18 protein-coding genes and 3 pseudogenes are annotated in these 20,311 nt (G+C 52.7%); 14 read left to right on the top strand and 7 right to left on the bottom strand.

Annotated features, from left to right (window positions below; all coding sequences use genetic code 11):
• Nucleotides 1–115: 115 nt before the first annotated feature.
• Nucleotides 116–1,543, top strand: a complete 1,428-nt coding sequence (locus tag JOE09_RS04210) for a hypothetical protein (protein ID WP_205064901.1) — start codon at nt 116–118, stop codon at nt 1,541–1,543.
• A gap of 301 nt (nt 1,544–1,844) precedes the next feature.
• Nucleotides 1,845–2,351: a P-loop nucleotide/nucleoside kinase family protein gene (locus JOE09_RS04205; protein WP_205064900.1), complete on the top strand. Its 507-nt coding sequence runs from the start codon at nt 1,845–1,847 to the stop codon at nt 2,349–2,351.
• 109 nt (nt 2,352–2,460) lie between these two features.
• Here the strand turns inward: JOE09_RS04205 and JOE09_RS04200 are convergent, their stop codons facing one another.
• Entirely contained in the window at nt 2,461–2,667 is a 207-nt protein-coding gene (locus JOE09_RS04200; RefSeq protein ID WP_239552915.1) for a DUF6500 family protein, read from the bottom strand.
• Nucleotides 2,668–3,338: 671 nt separating this feature from the next.
• On the opposite strand from JOE09_RS04200, the gene JOE09_RS04195 reads away from it, so the two are divergent.
• From JOE09_RS04195 to JOE09_RS04165, 7 genes and pseudogenes are all read left to right on the top strand, one after another.
• Nucleotides 3,339–5,840: a type VI secretion system Vgr family protein gene (locus JOE09_RS04195; protein ID WP_205064899.1), complete on the top strand. Its 2,502-nt coding sequence runs from the start codon at nt 3,339–3,341 to the stop codon at nt 5,838–5,840.
• A gap of 2 nt (nt 5,841–5,842) precedes the next feature.
• Nucleotides 5,843–7,372 carry a lipase family alpha/beta hydrolase gene (locus JOE09_RS04190; RefSeq protein ID WP_205064898.1) on the top strand — a complete coding sequence of 510 codons (1,530 nt, stop codon included), beginning with the start codon at nt 5,843–5,845 and terminating at the stop codon, nt 7,370–7,372.
• A gap of 5 nt (nt 7,373–7,377) precedes the next feature.
• Nucleotides 7,378–8,211 (top strand): T6SS immunity protein Tli4 family protein, encoded by an 834-nt coding sequence (locus JOE09_RS04185; RefSeq protein ID WP_205064897.1) that lies wholly within the window; start codon nt 7,378–7,380, stop codon nt 8,209–8,211.
• Nucleotides 8,126–8,464 (top strand): T6SS immunity protein Tli4 family protein, encoded by a 339-nt coding sequence (locus JOE09_RS26275; protein ID WP_205064896.1) that lies wholly within the window; start codon nt 8,126–8,128, stop codon nt 8,462–8,464. The genes JOE09_RS04185 and JOE09_RS26275 overlap by 86 nt, the downstream gene beginning before the upstream one ends.
• A 212-nt stretch (nt 8,465–8,676) precedes the next feature.
• A pseudogene (locus tag JOE09_RS26080) lies at nt 8,677–8,909 on the top strand (transposase); the annotation flags it as partial.
• Nucleotides 8,904–9,154, top strand: a pseudogene (locus JOE09_RS04170) (type VI secretion system Vgr family protein); the annotation flags it as partial. The pseudogenes JOE09_RS26080 and JOE09_RS04170, both read left to right, overlap by 6 nt.
• An 82-nt stretch (nt 9,155–9,236) precedes the next feature.
• Complete coding sequence (locus JOE09_RS04165; RefSeq protein WP_205064895.1) at nt 9,237–9,539, top strand: hypothetical protein; 303 nt, start codon at nt 9,237–9,239, stop codon at nt 9,537–9,539.
• Between the two features lie 381 nt (nt 9,540–9,920).
• Here JOE09_RS04165 and JOE09_RS04160 read toward each other — a convergent pair whose 3' ends face one another.
• Entirely contained in the window at nt 9,921–10,310 is a 390-nt protein-coding gene (locus tag JOE09_RS04160) for a carboxymuconolactone decarboxylase family protein (RefSeq protein ID WP_205064894.1), read from the bottom strand.
• A 99-nt stretch (nt 10,311–10,409) separates the two neighbouring features.
• Between JOE09_RS04160 and JOE09_RS04155 the strand changes: the two genes are divergently transcribed.
• Together JOE09_RS04155 and JOE09_RS04150 are read left to right on the top strand one after the other, a co-directional pair.
• Nucleotides 10,410–11,315 (top strand): LysR substrate-binding domain-containing protein, encoded by a 906-nt coding sequence (locus tag JOE09_RS04155; protein ID WP_205064893.1) that lies wholly within the window; start codon nt 10,410–10,412, stop codon nt 11,313–11,315.
• Nucleotides 11,316–11,568: 253 nt separating this feature from the next.
• Nucleotides 11,569–12,238 (top strand): annotated as a pseudogene (locus JOE09_RS04150) (LysR family transcriptional regulator).
• Between the two features lie 21 nt (nt 12,239–12,259).
• Here JOE09_RS04150 and JOE09_RS04145 read toward each other — a convergent pair.
• Both JOE09_RS04145 and gstA read right to left on the bottom strand, forming a co-directional pair.
• Nucleotides 12,260–13,438 carry an MFS transporter gene (locus tag JOE09_RS04145; protein WP_205064892.1) on the bottom strand — a complete coding sequence of 393 codons (1,179 nt, stop codon included), beginning with the start codon at nt 13,436–13,438 and terminating at the stop codon, nt 12,260–12,262.
• 173 nt (nt 13,439–13,611) lie between these two features.
• On the bottom strand, nt 13,612–14,211 hold the full coding sequence (gene gstA / locus JOE09_RS04140; protein ID WP_205064891.1) for a glutathione transferase GstA: 600 nt from the start codon (nt 14,209–14,211) through the stop codon (nt 13,612–13,614).
• Between the two features lie 129 nt (nt 14,212–14,340).
• On the opposite strand from gstA, the gene JOE09_RS04135 reads away from it, so the two are divergent.
• Nucleotides 14,341–15,219 (top strand): LysR family transcriptional regulator, encoded by an 879-nt coding sequence (locus JOE09_RS04135; protein ID WP_205064890.1) that lies wholly within the window; start codon nt 14,341–14,343, stop codon nt 15,217–15,219.
• A gap of 22 nt (nt 15,220–15,241) precedes the next feature.
• Here JOE09_RS04135 and JOE09_RS04130 read toward each other — a convergent pair whose 3' ends face one another.
• Both JOE09_RS04130 and JOE09_RS04125 read right to left on the bottom strand, forming a co-directional pair.
• Nucleotides 15,242–15,886: a Qnr family pentapeptide repeat protein gene (locus JOE09_RS04130; RefSeq protein ID WP_205064889.1), complete on the bottom strand. Its 645-nt coding sequence runs from the start codon at nt 15,884–15,886 to the stop codon at nt 15,242–15,244.
• A 185-nt stretch (nt 15,887–16,071) separates the two neighbouring features.
• On the bottom strand, nt 16,072–16,857 hold the full coding sequence (locus tag JOE09_RS04125; protein ID WP_205064888.1) for an arylamine N-acetyltransferase family protein: 786 nt from the start codon (nt 16,855–16,857) through the stop codon (nt 16,072–16,074).
• Between the two features lie 36 nt (nt 16,858–16,893).
• Here JOE09_RS04125 and JOE09_RS04120 point away from each other — a divergent pair, with 36 nt between their 5' ends.
• Both JOE09_RS04120 and JOE09_RS04115 read left to right on the top strand, forming a co-directional pair.
• Nucleotides 16,894–18,393 (top strand): aminotransferase-like domain-containing protein, encoded by a 1,500-nt coding sequence (locus tag JOE09_RS04120; RefSeq protein ID WP_205064887.1) that lies wholly within the window; start codon nt 16,894–16,896, stop codon nt 18,391–18,393.
• 108 nt (nt 18,394–18,501) lie between these two features.
• Nucleotides 18,502–19,743, top strand: a complete 1,242-nt coding sequence (locus tag JOE09_RS04115; protein ID WP_205064886.1) for a mechanosensitive ion channel family protein — start codon at nt 18,502–18,504, stop codon at nt 19,741–19,743.
• Nucleotides 19,744–19,785: 42 nt separating this feature from the next.
• Here JOE09_RS04115 and JOE09_RS04110 read toward each other — a convergent pair whose 3' ends face one another.
• On the bottom strand, nt 19,786–20,265 hold the full coding sequence (locus JOE09_RS04110; RefSeq protein ID WP_205065120.1) for a MarR family transcriptional regulator: 480 nt from the start codon (nt 20,263–20,265) through the stop codon (nt 19,786–19,788).
• Between the last annotated feature and the right edge of the window lie 46 nt (nt 20,266–20,311).

Raw genomic sequence — 20,311 nt, 5'->3', positions numbered from 1 at the left:
GTGCCCGAAAACATGAAGATTAACGCGACCAAAATTTTTCTGGGTGTTATATTTTTCTCACATTAACGATAGTGTTTAACCTCCTTGATATTATTATTTTAATAACGGAATTAAGATGAAACGGATAGACTTACTTTCTTTGGGATTAATCGCCGCTGTACCTGCACTGGCTATCGACATGCCCCCTCCTGCTCCGATTAAAAGCATCGCCTTGATGCCTGATAGCTTTGTACGGATAGGGCAGGGAATTAACGCGGCATATCGTTTGACAACCATGGCGGGGCAGATCAGCGAAATATGGATTCACGCTAACTGTCAGACTCAGGATAAAACGCTGCTGTTTATCAATGCGGGGCCGGGAACGGGGCTTCGTGTTTACAGCTCCGATTCTATTGACCGCTACACGCCGGGATCGCCGTTTGAACCGGATGCCGATAGCCCGTTTATGACCCAATCCGAGCTGAATCTCTGTCAGCAGAACATTGCTGAACCTTCGTGGGCAGGGGTGGCTCCCGCAACCGGATCCGACGCAAAGCGATATGTAGATGTCAGCAACAGTCGCCGTAAAGGGGAGATGTTGCAGGCAAGGCTGGCAACGGACTACAACGAAATCCAGTTTGATAAGAAATACGCAGCGCCATACTCGATAAAGATTGATGAGGTGATGCTGGACTGCGGCAAAATGGTAGGAAAGTCGTTAGCCACCTTCTCACTGGATAATCAGGGTTGGTTGACTGACGAGCACATTGAGCAAGGCTCCGGCTTTACTGCGCTTTCGCCCGACATGGAACCTGTGGCAAAAGCGTTATGTGCGGCTGGAGAGCTGTCGCATTATAAAGGCACGGGAACGCTCATCTTGCGTGATAAAGCCGTGGCTGGTTCTGTGCCCGTGCGTCCTGATTTAGAGCACAATACACCGCTTGCGCTGCAGTCGTTCGCAATACCAGCAGACATCACTCAAGCCATTGCTGATATTTTCGCCGATCCTCGTCAAAAACCCGCATTTCGTTCGATAAGCTATACACAAAGCGGCCCGGAGAAAGAAGGACCGGGGCTGATGGCGAAGATCGACGCGCAGCCTGACGGCACGACGCTGACCATCATGAAAATGACCATCGGTGATGCGGTGTTCTATTCACAATATCAGCGGCTGTTCAATATTGTGGATGTCAAAAAATGGGAAATCATGTCCGACGCACCGTGGGTCAGTAAAACGCTGGATAACCGGATCACGCTGCCGTTAAGTCCGGGTGGGGTGTATTCATCCCACAGCCAGATCGCTAACGGGGATAAGCCTGAAACTGTCAAATCGCTTAGCCAGAACTGCGTTGCCGGTAAAGAGTGGCGTAACGCTGCCGAACTCAACGTGAAGTTCCCGGGGCGCTATCTGGCGTTCATCTGCAGTCAGGATCTCGGTGATGGCAGGGCGGCCAGCAGTGATTATGCTTATCTTGAGGCGCTGAAAGTGTATATCCGTATGGGTTACCAGGACAATGGACAGGCAAAAAGGTTTACCTTCACCGATGTGGATATTACGCGCTAGCGGGAACTGCGCGTGACGTTTCCCTAAGCACCGAGTCAGCAGCAGGCGAGCACGTTGTCCGGACGGACAAAAATTCATTGCCGCGCGGTCAGTGAATACAACCAGCCATCCAGAAAATCTTGCTCAAAACCCGCTGCTTTCTCCTTCACGCTCTGCTAAGTTAAAACAATGAACAATACTTTCTCAGCGTCATCCCACTCAGCGATCATTATTATCACCTCCTTTACGTAGGTGGGATAACACACGTCATTTTCCCGCCGGTAAGGCGGGCCTTACCGGTAATCAACCAGTGAGGTCAGTTATGAATAGCAATACGCCAGCAAAGACAGAAAAAGCCACGCTCCACCTGCTGTGTGGAAAAATCGCCTCCGGTAAATCTACGTTGGCTGACAAACTATCCGCTTCTCCCGGTACTCTGACCATCAGTGAAGATCGCTGGCTTGCTGCACTTTATGCCGGTGAAATGCATTCCGTCGCCGACTATGTACGTTGTGCCGCGAAGCTCAAAGAGGCGATGAAGCCGCATCTGGTTGCATTGCTTCAGAGTGGCGTCTCGGTGGTGCTGGACTTTCCGGCAAATACCCGGGCGAATCGCGACTGGATGATGAGCATTGTTGAGGCATCCGGTGCAGATAATCGGCTGCACTATCTGAAGGTTTCTGATGAGGTATGCAAAGCGCGTTTGCGTGCCCGTAATGCGGAAGGTTCACACGATTTTGCGGCGACGGATGCACAGTTTGAGTTAATCACCCGCTATTTCACCGAACCCGGAGTGGATGAAGGTTTTGAGGTGATTGAATACCGTTAAATTTTTTCATCTCCCTCCTGTTGGCATTTATACACGGCGGAGGAGGGAGCGGCTTATGACGCAGAGCCAACGGCAACTGTTGCACCCAAATGCAATCATCCAGGCCGGTTTATAACATGGCCTGAACGAGCGTTTTGATCTTTTCCGCTTTTTCAAAGTGATCCAGCTGCATCTCCTTGATCCACCACTGCGCGACTTCCATCAGCAGTTCCGGGTTATCGTTTTTATTGGCAAAGAAGGCATAGAACAACAGCCCGACGTTGCCGCCTTTGGCGGCGATTTTGGCTTCACAGATTCTGATGATTTTTTGCTTCATCTCTTCCTGCACGCGGACCCGCTGGCATGTCCCATTCCGCGCGGCCCCGCATATCCTGGTCACATAATTTTCTGTAAAGAGTGTTGGCTGTCTGCGTTTTGTTTGCTGAGGTTTAGTTTGTTGGCGAGGGGATGGGCGCCAGTGATTGCTGGGGTATAAGCAATTCCTGGTGAGGACAAGGTGTCAACCATGAGTTGCGTACTAACTTTAAAAAATGCTGCTGAAGTGTTCTTTCTTAAGATAGGGAACACAAAAAAATATCAAGAAATATAATCAGTATGACGCATTGAATGATTGGGTGACGGTGGTTTTGGATGCTTAGGGTATTTTTTTGATATTAATGCCATGTCAATATGGGGGGTTTCTTTGCATGTTTTAATAATTGTTGGCGTTTTTTTGGGTTAATTACGTTGATTAGAATGGTGGTGTTTTTATAATAATGGTCAACTGCTGAGTTGCGGGATTTATTTCCATGAATAAAACTACGCGGGATGAATATTTAATTCCAGGGTTGATGAAAAAACAGGGTCGACAGCCAGTCAAGAAATTTTGCCGATAAGGAGACTGCGATTGCTGGCCCACATGGCCGCAGTAACTGAAGCCACTTTGATCGGTATGGTGTGAAAAGAGGATGCCGGGCTGGAATCAGACCGAATACAAGGAGAGTAATCATGAACAGCAATCCCGCGATAGAATTCAGCCACAGCCACCACCTGCTGGCGGTACGCGGCTGTGATGCGGATCTGGACGTGCTGGTCTTTGAAGGCCGGGAGGCGCTAAGCCAGCCGTTCAGCTACCGCATTGAGTTCACCAGCAGCCAGCATGCCATCAGCAGGGAAAACATGCTGCTGAAACCGGCGTCACTGACGCTGCAGGCCCCGGTGGATCAGGGCCGGGGAATTAAAATCCAGCAGCCGGTGCGGGTGATCCAGGGTGTGGTGACGGGGTTTGACCGCCTCAGCACCTCAAAAGACGAGACGCGCTATGCCCTGACGCTGCAGCCCCGGCTGGCGCTGCTGGACCGCTCGCACCAGAACGCCATTTATCAGGACATGTCGGTGCCGCAAATCGTGGAGAAAATCCTGCGCGAGCGCCACGACATGCGCGGTCAGGATTTCCTGTTCTCGCTGGTGCAGGACTATCCGCGCCGCGAGCAGGTGATGCAGTACGGCGAAGACGACCTGCACTTTATCCGCCGTCTGCTGGGCGAAGTGGGTATCTGGTTCCGCTTCACCACCGACACGCGGCTGAACATTGACGTGGTGGAGTTTTACGACAGTCGGCAGGGCTGTGAGCCGGGCCTGACCCTGCCCTCGGTCCCGCCGTCGGGCCAGCATTCCGTGGGCGTGGACTCGGTGTGGAATATGGAAAGCCATCACCGGGTGGTGCAGAAGCAGGTCAGCACCCGGGATTACAACTACCGCCGGGCCACGGAAGACATGAACATGCAGGTGGATGTCACGCGCGGCGACCCGACCACCTGGGGTGATGCCTACCATTATGCCGACAACTACCTGACGCCGGGCAGTGCATACGACCGTAACCCGGCCCCGGAGTCCGGCGCATTTTATGCCCGCATCCGCCATGAACGCTACCTGAACGGGCAGACGCAGACCCGCGCCACCAGCAGCAGCCCGACGCTCTCTCCGGGGCAGGTGCTGAAGGTGACCGGGGGTGATGAAGTGGCGGCGGTGTTTGCTGACGGCGTGGTTATCACGGCGATAAACAGCCATGCGCGCCGTGACGCCGACTTTACCGTGCAGTTCGACGGCATCCCGGACGGCACCGACTTCAGCTTCCGCCCGGCACCCGGCTCCCGTCCGGTGATGGCCGGTACACTGCCGGCCCGGGTGACCAGCACCACGCCGAACGATACCTACGGTCATATTGATAAAGACGGCCGCTACCGGGTGAACATGCTGTTTGACCGCGACGGCTGGGAAAGCGGGTTCGAAAGCCTGTGGGTACGCCAGTCGCGGCCGTACGCGGGGGATACATACGGCCTGCACCTGCCGCTGCTGGCGGGGACGGAAGTGGCGATAGGCTTTGAGGACGGCAACCCGGACCGGCCATACATCGCCGAGGTGCTGCACGATTCTGCGCACGGCGACCACGTCACCATCCGTAACTACAGGCGTAACGTGCTGCGCACGCCGTCAAACAACAAAATCCGCCTGGATGATAACCGCGGGCAGGAACACATCAAGGTCTCGACGGAGTACGGCGGCAAAAGCCAGCTGAACCTGGGTCACCTGGTGGACAGCGAGCGGCAGAAGCGGGGCGAAGGTTTTGAGCTGCGGACGGACAGCTGGGGCGCGATACGGGCGCAGAAAGGGATATTTATCTCGGCGGATGGCCAGGCGAAGGCGCAGGGCGAGGTGCTGGGGATGGGGGCGGCGGTCAGCCAGTTGCAACAGGCCCTGAACCGGGCTGAAGCCCTGAGCAGTGCCGTTGAAGCAGCTAAAGCCGAACTGGCGGACATTCAGACTCAGAAGGCGCTGTTGCAGCAAACACTGACCGAGCTGAAACAATCCGCACTGTTACTCTCCGCCCCGGAGGGCATTGCCCTGAGCACCCCAAAAAGCGTGCAATTGTCAGCGGGTGAGAATGTTATCAGCACCAGCGGGGGCCACACTGATTTCAGTGCCCTGAAAAGATTCACCGTGGCAGCCGGGGAGAAGGTGAGTTTATTTGCCCAGAAGCTGGGTATCAAAATCTTTGCCAGTAAAGGGAAGGTGGAGATACAGGCGCAGGGCGATGAGATGACGCTGGATGCGCTGAAAGATATCCGCATCAGCAGCAGTAAGGGAAAACTGGTTATCAGCGCGAAGCAGGAAATCATTCTGACCAGCGGCGGGGGGTATATCCGCATTGCTGACGGTATCGTGGAGTGTGGGGCTCCGGACAAAATTATCCAGCGTGCTGCGGTGTGGCAGAAGTTCGGGGGGCAGAACATGAGCCAGGTGGCGCAGAGCTGGGAAAGCGCGGATTTTTCTTATACGCCTAAAGCGATTCACTCTTACGATGGTTCTGCTCTGTCGGGGCAGAAGCTGGCCATTCAGGCTGAAGATAAAGCCAGTCAACACGTCTCAACGGCCGAAGATGGAAAGAGTGTTCTGATGAAGCAGGTTAATGTTGTAACAGACACAATGCAGTTCGAGAAAGGAAAATAACCATGACGCAATCAGCAGAAAAAGAGATCGTGATCCGGCCTGAATATGATGAAAATGGACGGGCTTACTATCGCCTGCCCAATGCCAGAGCTGAAGACAATCTGGTGGTTGCCTGTCCAAAAGTGGCGGAAAAGGTGATACCGGTTATTTTTCTTCCGGGAGTCATGGGATCGAATCTCAAAAAGTTAGACTCTGATAAAAAAGTCTGGCGTGCAGACCTGTTTCAAGGCGCAGATGCCCTGGCATGGACAACTAAATCCAAAGAACAAAGAAAAGCGCTGCTGGATCCTCTCGCGACCGAAGTAGATTTAACGGGGAAGGTACTTTACGACGATCTTGACGGCAGGATGTTTCCCTCCAGGGCGGCCCGCAGCTGGGGCAGCGCGCTTTATAAAAGCTACGGTGAACCGCTGCATATTCTGCAATGTATGTTGAATGATGGTCATATTCTGATTGATAACCTGATCGATGGCACACGCAGGCGAACACCCCGACAGTTACTGATTGGTGAGAACTTAGGGGCAGAGAAAGGCGAAGAGGCGCTGACTGAGGCTGAGGTCAGGCGGAGTTACGATTATCTTTTTCCCGTCCATGTTTTTGGCTATAACTGGCTGCGGTCAAATGCCGATTCGGCCGATCGTCTCAACCGCTATATCCGAGAGGTATTAGGTACTTACCGTGACAGGCTGGCCGTCAATAAAGTCATTCTGGTTACCCACTCTATGGGCGGTTTGGTGGCCCGGCATTATTCAGAAAATATGAACGGCCGGGAAAATATCCTGGGCATCGTACACGGAGTGATGCCGGATCTGGGCTCTCCAGCGGCATATCGCCGGATGAAAACCGGGGAGCGAGGTATTGTCGGGGCGGTAATTGGTGCCGACGCGGCGAACCTGATGCCCGTGCTGGCCCAGTCACCCGGCCCGCTCCAGCTGCTGCCGGGTAAGGCCTACGGGATGGGATGGCTGAAAATTCACAGCACTACGGAAAAGATGGATAAGCCGAAGTCTGATCCTTATACGGAAATTTATCTTAATGAAAGTGACTGGTGGCGACTGTGCGAGAAAGACTTATTGCTGGATGAGGTGGATAAGGAATGGAAAGCCTATCAGAGCAGGATAAAAAAGGATGCAGAAAATTTTATCGAAAAGTTAAACGGTAAATATCATTCCAGTACCTACGCATTTTATGGTGCCAGTGAAAAATACCCTTCAGACGATCATCTGATATGGCAGCAGATACCGGCACCAAGGCCGGTGATGGGCATGCCTTTAGACCTCCCTGTTTGTCGTCACGTAGCGGGTAAAACCTTTGAATTAACCTCCTCCGGCGGCGCGGGCGACGGAACCGTACCGCTACGTGCCGGGCGTATTGCATTTTCCGGGATCCGTTCGCTGCTCGCTGCCGATGTCGATCATGAAGGCGCTTATGCCGCGGGGGATACCGGCAAAGAAAACGGCCTCTCTGTGGCAATGAAGTTTACGTTACGCTCGATTATAAAAATGGCCAGTGAGGTGACCTCATGCGGGTAAGGCATATGTGGCTGGGACTGATAGTTATCCTACTCATCCTTTTTACGATTATCTGGTTGCTCATCCGTCCGTGGCCGGCAGCCCCTTTAACAGCAGAGGAAAAACAAATGACAGATAAACTTTTTGAGCAGACCAAACCTCAGTGTCTCGGTCGTTACCTTTTTGATGTGCCCGTTTCATTTAAAAACGCTGCGGTGGGTCAGGTTAATATCAATGAGATGAGAATATCCAGCAAGCGACTGTATCCTCCGGCGTTTGCGCAACGTGTTCACTTACGTGAACAGGAGTTGAAAAACAGTCCTACAGTCGATCCGGAGGATCTACCATTTCTGAAGCAGGTGTACCGAATAAATGAAAACACAGTGATATTCGATCGTAACGTAAACGGGAGTGTTCCTGGATTTGGACGGGTTCTTGAAGGCCATCTTTATAATAATGGTGTGGCATTTATTGTTACTACAGAAATCACTGATTTATCCGATCCGAAATATAAAAAGGACAGAGTGGATTATCTGAATAGTGGATCAAAGGAAAGCGATCTAAACGATAAACCTCAGAAGGTGGCGGAAATGCAAAATCTGCTTTCCAGACTGAAGGGGAGAAAGGATGATGAGGTGCCGGAACAGCCCGGAATTTGTATTCCAGAAGGTTTCATTTACGACGCGGGTAGGATATCGAATGATGATATTACTTTGATATATAAACAGGATGATTTTGAAGTTATTGTGAACAGCAATAACAGCCTGGCTAAAGATGGCACATTGCTGGAGCGGGGGGGGGGAAATCAATGCTGCCATTGTCCGTGTTGGGGCTCGCACCCTGAAGAAAGGAGCCGTTAATCTGCCGGAGATAAATGCAGAAGAGTGGCTGATGAAAGCAAAGCAGGAGATCTATCATCCGGAAGAGAAAAGTGTTCCGTATTATACGTTTCATTTTTACGGTAACGAAAAAATGGGCGATTTGAAACATCCGGTATTTTCCATTGAGTTGCATAATTCTGGCAGGGAAACGAAAAATTATACTGATTCACAGCTTGTCGATATCTGGGACAGAATCACCAGAACGTTCAGATATCGCCCCGGAGCATTCTGAGCCCGAGTCGTACAGGAACGTCTTAAAGAGAACTACTCATTATGCCCAATTATAAAAATGTTAAGTGAGGTGACCTCATGCGGGTAAGGTATATGTGGCTGGGACTGATAGTTCAGACTGCCCCCATAGATCAGCAGACGCCTCGCCTCTCTTAAAATAAGAGGTAGTATAAGAACTATGTTTAATGCCCATAAGAATACAAACGGGTTGAAGTGTTATCGGGACCTGAGCGAAGTCACCGTCGTGAATCGCAGGAAAAAATTGCCATTATTCAACAGACTATGAGTCTGGCATGACCGTGTTCCATTTTGCTCGCCTGCATGACATCAACGATAACCAGATGTTCAAATGGCGAAAGCAGTATGAAGACGGCTCGCTGGCTGCCGTCACAGCGGGCGAGGACGTTGTCCCCATCTTTGAGCTCGCCGCTGCCACCAGTAACGTGCTGCGCACGCCTTCAAACAACAAAATCCGGCTGGATGACAACCGCGGAGAGGAACACATCAAGGTCTCGATGGAGTACGGCGACAAAAGTCAGCTGAACCTCGGGCACCAGATGGACAGCGAGCGGCAGAAGCGGGGTGAAGTCTTCGAGTTGCGAACCGGCAGTTGGGAAGCAATACGGGCCATAAGGGGATATTTATCTCGGCGAATGGTCAGGCGAAGGCGCAGGGTGAGGTGCTGGTGATGGGCGGCACTAGATAAAGCATTCATAATCGCTGGATTTATTCAGGGTTGTGTTGTACCGATAAAGTTTTCAGGAGAAATTAAAATGAAATCACTATGGTTGATTTTGATATTTTTGGTTTGTACAGTAGATGCATCAGAAATAAAAGAGTTAGATCGCTGGTCTCCACTTGTAATAGGTGGGTTTACTGTCGTGCCGGATAGAAAGGTAATATCAATTTTTAGCGATAAAAAAATTCATACAATCGCAGGAAAGGAATATTTTATATTAATAAAAGGATATGAGTCACGCCCTGGTCACCCATCAGGTCGATGCGGGGCTGGTCAAGAAATTTATGCTGATATCTATCAGGTTAATAATAAAAAATTAGTAAAGTACAGCGAGTGATGATTGTTAGTTGCGGGCGTTCTATTGAACAGTTTAGTCGCGGAGATGAGGGAGATTTCTCATCAATAGCATGGACTGAAAAAGGTGTTGCTTTTGACTGGATAGTACCTCCTAACTTCACAAGTCTAAAGGCTCAAATAAATCTCGATTCTGACGCTCCCGAACTTGTCTTTATACCCTGATGGTGTCGGTCAATCTTGAAATTATCCCCCACGTGCCTGACTCCCCAAAGGTTCGCGGTGCTGATTGATGTTGGCATCTCTATTCTGCCACATCGTTTCATCCCGGCCTGGTACGAGAGACTTAAGCAGGCCGGGATTGCACTGCCGATTTAATATGTTGATGACCGCGGGCGCAGTTTTTCGATGAGGTATTTTCGCCTTAGCTCTGTTTCACCCCATTCAAAATGTCGCGAATATTTACCAGCGCGTTACGCACTGCTGCACCTCCGGCGTAAAAAACCAGCTGGAGCACGGTTTCAATAATCTCTTCGCGGCTTGCCCCGGCATTCAGCGCGGCCTGAGCATGCGCCCGCAGCTGCGGAACCGTGTGCCCAAGCGTAACGCAGGAAGCAATCACCACCAGTTCGCGCGTTTTAGCATCCAGGCCCGGCCGGGCCTGGATTCCGCCCATCGCCCACTCGATCGAGATATCGGTAAAGTCGGGGCAAATATCCGCCATATCCTGGCGTAACGCTTCTCCCGCACCGTTACCATACAGTTGGTTAAATAAGGCTAAACCGCGTTCGCGAAGTTCTGGATTTGAAATCATTTTAAGCTCCTTCATCAAGTGAAGTGTCATTAAAACTCACTGACAAAAGTTGATAAATGGCAGTATATTTGTATCTTTCACAAGTTTGGTTTGATAATCGTGAATAAACTGGAAAGCATGGCGATATTCGTTCGCGTGGTTGAGCGGGGGAGTTTCAGCGCGGTGGCGGACGATATGCGTCTGAGTGGAACGATGATCGGGCTGCATATTAAAGCGCTGGAGTCACATCTTGGCGTTCGTTTACTTAACCGCACAACGCGCCGCCAGAGCCTGACGGACTTCGGCCAGGAATATTATCAGCGCTGCCGCCGCATTCTGGCCGACATCGAAGAGACGGAGTCACTTGCTCAGATTCAGCAGCAAGACCCCCGTGGAAAACTGAGAGTCGCCTGTCCTGTCTCTTTTGGCGTTCACGCACTTTCGCCCGTTACGGCACGCTTTCTGACCCGCTGGCCAGAACTGACCCTTGATTTGGTGCTGAGCGATAAGGCCATCGACATGGCCGAGGAAAGCATCGACGTGATGATAAAAATCGGCGATCTGGAAAACCTGAACTTGCTGGTCGCGCGCCCGCTGGCGTCCTATCGTTCGATCGTATGCGCTTCGCCCGCTTATCTGCATGAAGCGGGGGCACCTGCAACGCCTGAAGAGCTTAGTCGACATCGCTGCCTGGGTTTTGCTCATCCCCTTGCAGGCAGTGAATGGACACTTCATCAAGGAAACAAGTCAATCAGGGTGCCGGTGAATATCGTAATGTCGGTGAATAGCGGCGAGGCCTTGCGCAGCGCGGCACTACACGGTCTGGGAATTATGATGCAGCCAGAAGTGCTGATAGCCGATGATGTGCGAGAGGGGAGATTAGTTCCGCTATTAAGCGAGTACCAGCCTGTCGCCAAACCGGTGCATATTGTCACTTTTGCCGATCGGCGACAGCTGCCAAAAATCCGTCTCTACGTCGATTTTTTACTGCAGCAGTTTCGAGAATCGCTTTGCCTGGCGCGATAGCCCGGATAAATCAGTACCTGCCCGGGCAATATGTTGATGTGAAACAGTCCCGAATCAGCATCCTGTATCCCTGAATTCGCCAATGTTATTTATGCCTGGCGGAGAAGTGGGTTTTATTCGCCTGTGTGCGGACTTAGATTCAACAATTACACGCCATAATAATGAGTATCTTTGTTGTCATTACCGGAATGGCTCGGCGTGTGATATCTCACATTGCGGCTTTGTTCGTGAACGATTGAATGGAATATACAGGATGCGAAATACCGATCATCTGGGTGGCATTACCGCCTTTGTCACCACCGCCCGTCAGGGCAGTTTTACCGCAGCAGCGGAGAAACTCGGGCTGACAAAATCAGCCGTGGGTAAAAGTGTTGGTCGCCTGGAGGCCAGACTCGGGCTTAAACTCTTCCTGCGATCTACGCGGCGTCTTAGCCTGACTCCTGATGGCGAGCGGTTCCTGGCAAGCTGCCAGAATGCGATAGATATTCTTGAACATGCAGAGGCCGAACTGACCTCTCATATTGTCCAGCCTTCTGGCCGACTTCGGATCGATCTGCCTGCTGCGTTTGGCAGACAGCGTATTTTGCCTGTGCTGTTAGAAATCACACAGCGCTATCCCCAACTCGCCTTGACCGTCACGTTCAGCGAACGCTTTGTCGATCTCATCGAGGATGGTATTGACCTCGTCATTCGAATTGGTGAGCTTGCCGACAGCAGTGGACTGGTTGCCAGAAGACTGACCACGCAGAAATTGGTTATTTGCGCCTCGCCTGACTATTTACTGTCTCACGGTGAGCCCCTTTTATCTGAGGAACTGAACCAGCACCAGTGCGTTGTGGCCTAAAAACCGTCAGCTGTTACCTAAAATCCGCTACGTCGTGGACACGCTGGTAAAGGCCGCAGAGGATGGCTTGCTGGACTGATTTCCCGGCGGTGCGGTTGCCTCAAATCATCTCTTTACATAACGGTGCGGATTGAGCGTCAGAACTGTGCTTGATCAGAATACTGACGAATGCCAGTAGAGCGAAAATCACACTGCTCAGAACGACCGAATGTGTGCCGAGTCGGGCGATGAACCAGCCACCCGTCAAAGAGCCAAGCGTAATTCCCAGGTTGGAAAACGACATATAAAGACTGTTAGCAAATTCAGGTGCTTCGCTGGCTTCACGCATCAGCCAGGTCTGGCTGACAACCAGGCCGGAGGAGTGGAACGCGCCCCAGAACACGGTCAGCAGGCACATCAGTAACGGTGAAAATCCTACAAACCACACCAGTAACAGAAGCACCGTGAAAAGCAGTGGGTAAAAGACAGTCGTTTTGACGACGTTCTTCTGCAGGAAGCCGCTGAACACAAAATTACCGGCAAAACCGCAGACGCCAAACAGGATCAGCATGGCACTGATGGCGTTATTGTTCAGGTGCGTGACGCGGGACAGATAATCCGCGATGTAGCTGAAACTGGAAAACATTGCGGCAAAAATTAATGTGACCGTGGATATCGTCAGCCACAGCTTGCCTTTACGCAGTACGGAAAGCTGGCTGGAGAACGACACCCTTTCCCGGGCTGGCATTGACGGCATCAGGAATAAAACGCCGATAAAGGCCAGAACGCAGGCGGCGGCACCAAAATAAAAGGCTGCCGATAAAGAAAAATGATCGGCAATCAGAGAACTGAGTGGTACCCCGAGCACCAGCCCGATCGCCACGCCCGCAAAGACTTTGGCTGTCGCGCCCGCCGCTTTTTCCTTCGGTACGGCATTAGCAGCCACGACCAGCGCCACGGCAAAGAAGACGGCATGAGCCAGAGCCGGCAATATGCGAAACACCAGCATCAGGCTGAACACGTCGGTACTGGCATAGATCAGGTTCGACACGATAAAGACGACAAGAATGCTCAACAACACCGTTTTTTTATTCAAGCCGGAGAGCATCAGGGTGATGAACGGCCCGGTTACGGCCACGATGATGGCATAGATACTGACCAAAAATCCCACCTGAGTCGGCGTGACGTGTAACTGAGATACCAGTTTTGGCAGTAGGCCGATGATAGCGATTTCGGTGGTGATAACGCCAAAAACAGCCACAGACAGCGCCAGTAAAAGCAGCGCGCTTTTATTATGCATAAAAAAAACCTGGAAAAATCGCAGATGAAATCTGAAAGTTAAATAGCGAGAAATATCCTTGAAGCATTATTGCCCGCTTAACTTTCTGGAATGTGTATCATCGCTGAGTTTAATCAGGGCGGAAATACGGGTTCAGGCGTATCTATGGCGACATAGATTCTTCAATAAAATAATTATAATTCAGCAAGCAGGGCTGCCTGTACCGCCGGTCGTGACTCGATGCGCGTCATATACGTCGACAGTGCGGACCAGCGGTTAAGATCAATGGCGAAGAACCTGCACCAGCGCAATACGGTAAACAGATAGGCATCGGCAACGCTAAAAGTATTCCCGGCCAGATAGTCGCTCCCTGAAAGGATCTGCTGGAGGAAATCAAACCGCCGGAACAGTTTTTCGCAAATAGCCAATCGGGCTTCCTCGGGCAACGTGGTGTTAAATAACGGCGCAGACCCGGCGTGGATTTCGCTGGTGATAAAATTCAGCCATTCCTGTAAACGCAGCCGGTCCCAGCTGCCTGCCGTTGGCACCAGCCCGCACTCCGGCTTCAGTTCGGCCAGATACTGCACAATAACCGGCCCCTCGGTCAGAATCTGACCTTCTGTAAGCTCCAGCGCAGCCACATAACCCTTGGGATTGATGGCGAGAAAATCACGCCCATCCTCGGTCTTTTTAGTTTTATTGTCTACTTTGACCAGTTCGAACGGCAGGCCAAGCTCGCGCAGGACGATATGCGGTGACAGCGAGCAAGTATTGGGGGCGTAATAGAGTTTCATGATGGCTCCTGGAGTGTTAACAATCAGCGATGCGCCTGTCGTAACGCGTTGTGGGTACTATGTTTATCGCGAGTGTTTCTGTAAAATTAATCTTTAAATCAATAAGTATTAGCTGAGCTACTGTTCATCATGATGAATCTCCTCCACTGGCGTCTGCTGGTCGCTGCGGCTGAGGCCAGCAGCATCTCGCGTGCCGCAGAACGCGTTGGCATAACTCAATCCGGTGCCAGCCAGGCGATTGCGCAGCTGGAAGCTTCGCTGGGATTCCAGATCTTTATCCGCGAGCGGCGACATTTTTCCGTCACCGCGCTGGGTGAGCAGGTTATCACCCATGCGCGTAACATGATCGCGGAGCTGGACGCGATCCGCGATCTGGCCAACGACAGTAAGGGCTTAAGCCATGGACGCATCCGACTTGGCAGTTTTCCCTCGGTCATTTCAACGCTGCTACCGACACTGCTGCGTGACTTTCACCGCCTGCATCCGGGGATCGATCTGGTCGCGCTGGAAGGTAGCGATGAGGAAGTTGAGGAGTGGCTGGCCGCAGATACCGTAGAGCTGGGAGTGGTGCTTAATCCCGAGCCCGGCCGGGCGGAGGTGGTGCTGGGGCGTGATGAGTGGGTTGCCGTGCTGCCTGCAGGCCACGCGCTTGCCCGGCGCGCAACTACCGGCGGAATCACGCTTGATGAGCTGGCCGCTCAGCCTTTCATTCTGGCTACCGGGGGATGTACGGTGAATGGAAAAAGTCTGGTGGAGCAGGCCGGGCTGCACCTGTCCGACGTGAGAGTGACGGTGCGCGACTGGATCAGCGCCTGCATGCTGGTGCGCGAAGGTATGGGCGTGGCGATTGTACCCGAATCAGCGCTGCAAGAAGAGCTGCGGGGGCTGCGCGTCCTGCCGCTGACGCCGACCATTCATCGTGAGTTTGGTCTGGTGTGTTCACCGGCAGGAAGATCGTCCCGAGCTACGCAGACGCTACTTTCAGGACTGAAAAAAAACGGTCGCTGATGTGCCTTGCCCGGCACTGTACCTAGCGGTTAACCGTAATCCCCATCCTGTCCAGCAGCACCAGCGCCTGCACGCTGTCGAGCGTCACGCCTTCAAGATTCATCCCGCGCAGGTCAAGATCGCCCAGTTCGGCACCGCTTAAATCGCAGTGGGTCACGTTGACGGCTGCCCAGTCAAATGAGGCAAATTCGCCGCCGGACAGGTCTGAGCCGCTGAACGTGGCACCGCGCGCGACCACGCCGAGCCAGCGGTTGTTTTTCAGTTCACATTTTTCAAGTATGACTTTCGAGAGATTGGCATAGCTGAGGTTGCTGCCGGTGATGATCGCGCTGCAAAACCAGCTGCGGGTGGTGATCATGTTCATAAAGCTGGTTTCACGAAAGTCCGCGCCCTGCAACCGACAATCGCGAATTTCAATGCCCAGCGCGCTGGCATTTCTGAAATCGGCCATGGTTAAATCACAGCTTTTAAAGCTGGCATCCTTTAGGATTGCGCGGCGGAAGTTCGCGCCCTGCTGCGACTCTTTGTCATAAAACACGCAGTTGGTGAAGACGGTGCCGGTCAGGTCGGCACCCGAGAAGTCGCAGTTCAGAAAGGATGCGTTCTCAATCTTTTCGCCGGTGAATCTGCCCGCAACGATCTTTTCATTGTTCAGTATCAATGCCATTTAAAAGCCTGTTTATCTGCACAGTTGTTCAGCGCATTCTAATCGGGCTGCAAGGGCAAGGAAACCGCCCCGACAGGTTCAGGGGCGGAGATCGCACAAACGTCAAAATGGTGATCTTGAGCTCTAGTGCTCTATAAAGTCAGAGCCAATAAAAAAATATACTCCGCCAGACCAATGCTACAAGGTTATTGACTAAAAACCGCGCTCATCAAACCCGACCATTCTCTGGTTTTCAGCAGGCTGGACATTTCATCATCCGTCAGCTGCCTCTTTTCAACGCCATTAGCGGTAACCGTTTTCAGCATATTACCCAGCAGGATCACGCGTCCTTCGGGGAGATGCTGCACGATTACCAGCTTTTGCACAAAAATGGCATCAGGATGCGTGGAATTAAGGTAGTTGGCCGGGGCGAAATCAATCCACTCCTGCGGCGTCAGATCGAAGCCGTATTGATTGCACCATTCGCCCTCGACCTTCGCCTGGAGCAGATACTCACCTTTAGCATCACGGGACAGCCGGAAGGTGTCGAAGTCCTGAGAAATATCGCTATCAAGATCGTCCAGCGCCACTGGCGCGCGGATACCGTAGCTGCCAAAACCCAGGTCGCAAAGCCACTGACGGCCATCGACTTCAGCCACCACGGCCATATGGGTTTTCGGCCGACGTACAGGGTAGAACATCGGACGCGCGGCGACGAAACGGTAAGGAATTCCCAGTGCCTCCAGCGCCATGGCAAACAGCCCGTTGACCTCATAACAGTAGCCGCCGCGGCCCCGCTGCATGAGTTTGTCGGTTATATCTTCCGGAACCAGTGAAACAATCCTGCCCGCCTGCACATCCAGATTCTCAAACGGCACCGAAAAAAGCTGATGGCGCATGATTGCCTGCAGCGTTTCGGCGCTGGCGGTTACGGGGCCGGTATAGTTTATGCGGCGGAAATAGTTAGATAGATCAAAGTTGTTACTGTGCATAATGCCTCCCTGACATGTGTGTGGTTGACACTATAGATGGCGCAACGCATTGCCTGTATAGTCAGATTTATCGAAAATCAGACTGTACAGATCGCCATGTCCGCCCCGTCCCTTGCTGCTCCACACTACCGCCGAATCGCTGAAATGCTGCGCCAGACCCTGGCTTCAGGTGCCCTGCGGCCGGGCGATCGGATGATCTCCGCACGTAAACTGGCGGAGCGCGAACAGGTCAGTCTGCCCACCGCGCTCGAGGCGCTTCGCTGCCTGGAGGCAGAAGGGCTGATTGTTGCCCGCCCGCGTTCGGGCTATTTTGTCAGCCAGGTAAATGCAGCCCGCAGCAAACACTCCTTCTCTCCGTCAACCGGGCCCGTTCCGGTGACTATGTCTGCCGTTGCCCGCTCGCTGTTCAGTAGCGCTGAAACACGGCTGGTGCCGCTTGGCGCGGCGCTGCCCGATCCGGCCTGGCTACCCGGGGCGACGCTTCAGCGCGCGCTTCATGCAGCCAGTCGTCGGCTGGATGCGCACGGGCAGAGCTACAGCCTGCCGCCGGGCAGGGCCGATCTGCGCAATAATATTGCCGCGCGCGCCGCAAAGTGGGGAGCCCGTTTTGGCGCGGACGATGTGATTATTACCGCCGGTGCCACACAGGCGCTGCGTCTGGCGCTGCATGCGGTTTGCCAGCCCGGTGATGTCGTGGCGATTGAGCAGCCCGCCTACTTCGGCACGCTCCTGTTGCTGGAGGATTTAGGCCTCAAGGCACTGCAAATTCCCACCGACCCCACGGAGGGCCTGCTGCTGGAACCGTTGGCCGACGCTATTCAACGCCATCGACCCGCAGCGGTGCTGGCCTCGCCGACGGTGCAAAATCCGCTCGGTGCCAGTATGCCGGTAGCGAAAAAGCAGGCGCTGGTTGCGCTGATGGAACGCGCGGGCATTCCGCTAATAGAGGACGATGTTTACGGCGATCTGGTGGGTGAAGAACAGCGCCCTCCTGCCTGTAAGGCGTTCGACCACAACGGTAATGTGATTTACTGCAGTTCATTGTCTAAGACCCTGGCTCCTGGCTGGCGAATCGGCTGGATTGCCGCCGGGCGCTACCACCCGCAGGTGATGCAGGCGCGAATGGCCGGGGAGTGGGCCGGTGCGCCGATACTGGAAGCCGCAACCAGCGAGATCCTGGCGAGCGGTGACTACGAGCGCCATCTGCGCCGCTTGAAAACCCGCATTGCCAGTGGAGTGCAGGCGGTGATCGCGCGGGTGAAGGCGAGCTTTCCACCAGGGACGCGTATCGCTGCGCCCGCTGCCGGTTTTCTGCTGTGGGTAGAACTGCCCGAACCGATCAACGCGCTGGAAGTGCATCGCCGCGCGCTGGCGCTGGGTATCGGTGTCAGCCCCGGCCCGCTGTTTTCCCCTGGTGCGGAGCTTCAGAATTTTCTGCGGTTGAACTGCGCCAACGAACCGACGCCGCATCTGCTGAATGCCGTGGATCAGATCGGTGCGCTCTGTTATGCGCTGGTGGAGGAGGCCGCCCCCTGACATGGACTTGAATGTCCCTGACATGTCATGATGTCGTTTGGTTAAATTTTTGTATATAGCCGCAGGCTGTAGCAGATACAAATGGCATACATATTCAGGCGATAAAAGATGGCATATCTGGACTATTTATTTAAGTTTATGGAAGGGAATCCGGCACTCGCCGTGGGTTTTAACATTATTTTGCTGATTGTTTCCGGCATGTTTACCCACATTTTGTGCAAATTCCTGCTGATCAAAGTGGTGCGAAGAGTCTTCTTTGCCAGCCACAAGCAGGATGTGCCGCTGGAAAAAGACCGCCGCATCGCCGAGAAGCTGTCGAACTTTATGCCGGTGATTATCGTCTATTACGTTCTGCAGTTTATGCCGAATATGCCGCCATCGCTGGTGACGGCGATTAATACCTTCTGCGGCATTTTGTTTTTTATTTTCCTGTCGATCTTCTTCAATGAAATGCTGGATATCGTCAACAGCTCTTACGTCCGCAAGAGCAAGCGCAAAAACCACTCGATTAAGGGCTATATCCAGATAGGAAAAATTTTAATTCATGTTATTGCCGCAATTATGATTCTTGCGGTGATGTCGAATAAATCACCCGCCATTATTATTTCCAGCCTCGGTGCCGTGGCTGCGGTGCTGATGTTAGTGTTTCAGCATACTCTGCTGTCGCTGGTCGCCAACGTCCAGCTCTCTTCGAATGACGTCCTGCAGCTGGGCGACTGGATTGAGATGCCCGACAAGAATCTCAGCGGCGAGGTGACCGATATTGCGCTGCACACGATTACCATCCGCAACTGGGATAATACAATCTCACGTATCCCGACCAAAAACTTCCTTACCGAGACCTACACCAACTGGCAGGCGATGTTTTCTTCCGGTGCGCGGCGGATAATGCGCAGCACCAGCATCGATCAGCACTCGATTAACTTCCTCTCTCAGGAAATGCTGGCGCCGATGCTGTCCATTCGCGGAGTCAATGAACCGCTGGCGAAACTGCTTGATGGCCGTGATCCTGGAGGAGTGGCCGACAGCTGGTTTATTGATAACGAACTGACTAATTTAACGCTGTTCCGCCATTATTTGATGGCGTATCTCGCCGAACGGCCCGACATTATTAAAGACATGTACATTGTGGCGAGAACCCTGAAGCCGTCGCCGTCCGGCATGCCGCTGGAGATTTATTGCTTTACCTCGTCGATTTTTTGGATGGATTACGAGAATACGCAGTCAGAGATCTTCGAATATATCACTGCGGTGGCCGGGAAATTCTCCCTGCGTCTGTACCAGTATCCGGCGGGGCACGACTTCTGGCGGCTATCACAGGAAAGCAGCGGCCGGGATGGCGCGCGGTAAACCTCCTGCGGGCCTGCCTGTCAGGCAGGCCTGGCCACTCACTTATTTATCAACTTCATCCAACGAAGAAAAATCAATAACGAACTGTTTAAGCAGGCGTTCAAGCTGCACGCGGTCTTCCGGCTGCCATTGCTGGAAGACTTTCTGGTAAATTTCTTCACGCGCCGCGTCAATCTTATCGGTCATCGCTTTACCCACTGTCGTGATAACGGCTTCATTGATCCTCTTATCTTTCGCGTTTTTCTGCCGCTGTGCCAGACCCGCTTCTTCAAGCTTTGTGACCTGTCGGCTGACCGTGGTGTAATCGCGGCCCACTCTGTCTGCCAGTTCGACGACACCAATAGGACCAAACCGGCTGATTTGAACCAAAAGAGGAAACAGTGCGCGATCGAGATTGATTGTCGACGCTTTAATCATTAATTCATCACGTTGCGGGCGATTAAACACGCCAACAAGGGTGAGTAATGCATCATGCAGATCGGAAAAACTCTGGGTATTATGTGTATTTTGCACGCTTTTTATTGACACCGACTTTGGCTGGATTTAATGTGTGCATTATACACATAAA

The organism is Pantoea coffeiphila (assembly GCF_016909495.1).
Taxonomy (GTDB): Bacteria; Pseudomonadota; Gammaproteobacteria; order Enterobacterales; family Enterobacteriaceae; genus Erwinia; species Erwinia coffeiphila.
Note: the sequence above shows the minus strand (reverse complement) of the source record. Positions and strands in the feature narration are given on the sequence as shown.